This window comes from Acinetobacter sp. V2 (assembly GCF_001188385.1).
In the GTDB taxonomy this organism is placed as follows: domain Bacteria; phylum Pseudomonadota; class Gammaproteobacteria; order Pseudomonadales; family Moraxellaceae; genus Acinetobacter; species Acinetobacter oleivorans.
On record NZ_JZFB01000010.1, the window covers coordinates 1,160 to 2,469 of the forward strand.

A 1,310-nucleotide genomic window follows, 5' to 3' on the forward strand; every position below is an offset into this window, starting at 1 on the left:
TTCTTTTTACTCCAGTATGATTCGTAGAGCAGATCAGAGTGAAGATAATTTATATTTGCGTAATCAAATGCTTGAGGCGAAAAACTTTATCAAAAGCATTGATGAAAGACATAAAACGTTATTAAAAGTAGCATCATGTATTGTGGAACATCAGAAAGCTTTTTTGGAGATCGGTGCAGAAGCAATGAAACCATTGGTTCTTCGAGATGTTGCTGAAGAAGTAGAATTGCATGAATCTACAGTTTCTCGTGTAACAACAAATAAGTATATGCTTACTCCACGTGGCCTTTTTGAGTTGAAATATTTTTTCTCTAGCCATGTAGGCACAACTGCTGGTGGAGAGGCTTCTTCTACTGCAATTCGTGCAATGATTAAAAAACTCGTAGCAAGTGAAAACCCGCGTAAACCTTTGTCAGATAATGTAATTGCCACATTGTTGAAAGATGAGGGGATTGAAGTAGCAAGAAGGACTGTCGCAAAATATCGTGAATCGTTACATATTCCTTCATCGTCTGAAAGAAAAGTCTTGATCTGAATTTTGAAGTATGGCTATTCTAGAGATTCATTATGACGAAATAATGAAATTTTAATTTCACCAAGAGGAGCCGCTAAAATGGTTTAATTGTCCTAATATTTTTTGATAGCATTAAATCGTTTTAGTTCTTCTTTAAATAACCTAAAAAAGGTGAGGGATAGAATTATGCAAATAACGATTCGTGGACATCATTTAGCAATTACACCAGCTATAGAAGAAAATATTAAATCAAAGTTTAATCAATTGACGAAACACCTAGACCAGGTGAATAGTATGCAGATTAAATTAACCAAAGATCATCAAATTGATAAGCGCTCCCATAAGGGCAGTTCAAATCATGTTGCAGAGGCTATTGTAAGATTGCCGGGGATTGAGTTGTTTGCTCAGGCAACCGCTGATGATATGTATACTTCAATTAAAAAATTGACAGAAAAATTAAAAAGACAATTATTAAGATATCGAAAAATGCAATGTACTTATTCACAAGTTACTGTTTCTATTTAATAAGTTTTGTTAATTTAAGAGAGGCTTGAAAGATAGCCTCTTTTTTATTGATAAAATATAAACACGTACTGAATTCTTGGAAAAAGTTATAGTAAAATACTCCGTTTTACCCCTTAGGTTGTGTCAGAGGTCTTTGCAATGAATAGTGAACAGCTCACTCAAATTTTAAAAGAAGCTTTCCCTGTAGCGGAAGTAGCGGTGAGCGGACAGGCCGGAAAATTTGACCTCCGTATTGTGGATGATCAATTTGAAGGTAAGCGTACAGTGGCTC

At 34.9% G+C, this 1,310-nt stretch carries 1 protein-coding gene and 2 pseudogenes; all 3 read left to right on the top strand.

What is annotated here, in order from left to right; translation table 11 throughout:
- A pseudogene (locus UC75_RS22365) lies at positions 1–535 on the top strand (RNA polymerase factor sigma-54); the annotation flags it as partial.
- 165 nt (positions 536–700) lie between these two features.
- Positions 701–1,039: a ribosome hibernation-promoting factor, HPF/YfiA family gene (hpf, locus tag UC75_RS17725; RefSeq protein WP_049838342.1), complete on the top strand. Its 339-nt coding sequence runs from the start codon at positions 701–703 to the stop codon at positions 1,037–1,039.
- A 138-nt stretch (positions 1,040–1,177) separates the two neighbouring features.
- Positions 1,178–1,310, top strand: a pseudogene (locus tag UC75_RS22370) (BolA family transcriptional regulator); the annotation flags it as partial.

Coding starts and splice junctions, on each gene's coding strand:
- hpf (WP_049838342.1), top strand. CDS start 701: ATGCAAATAACGATTCGTGGACATCATTTAGCAATTACACCAGCTATA.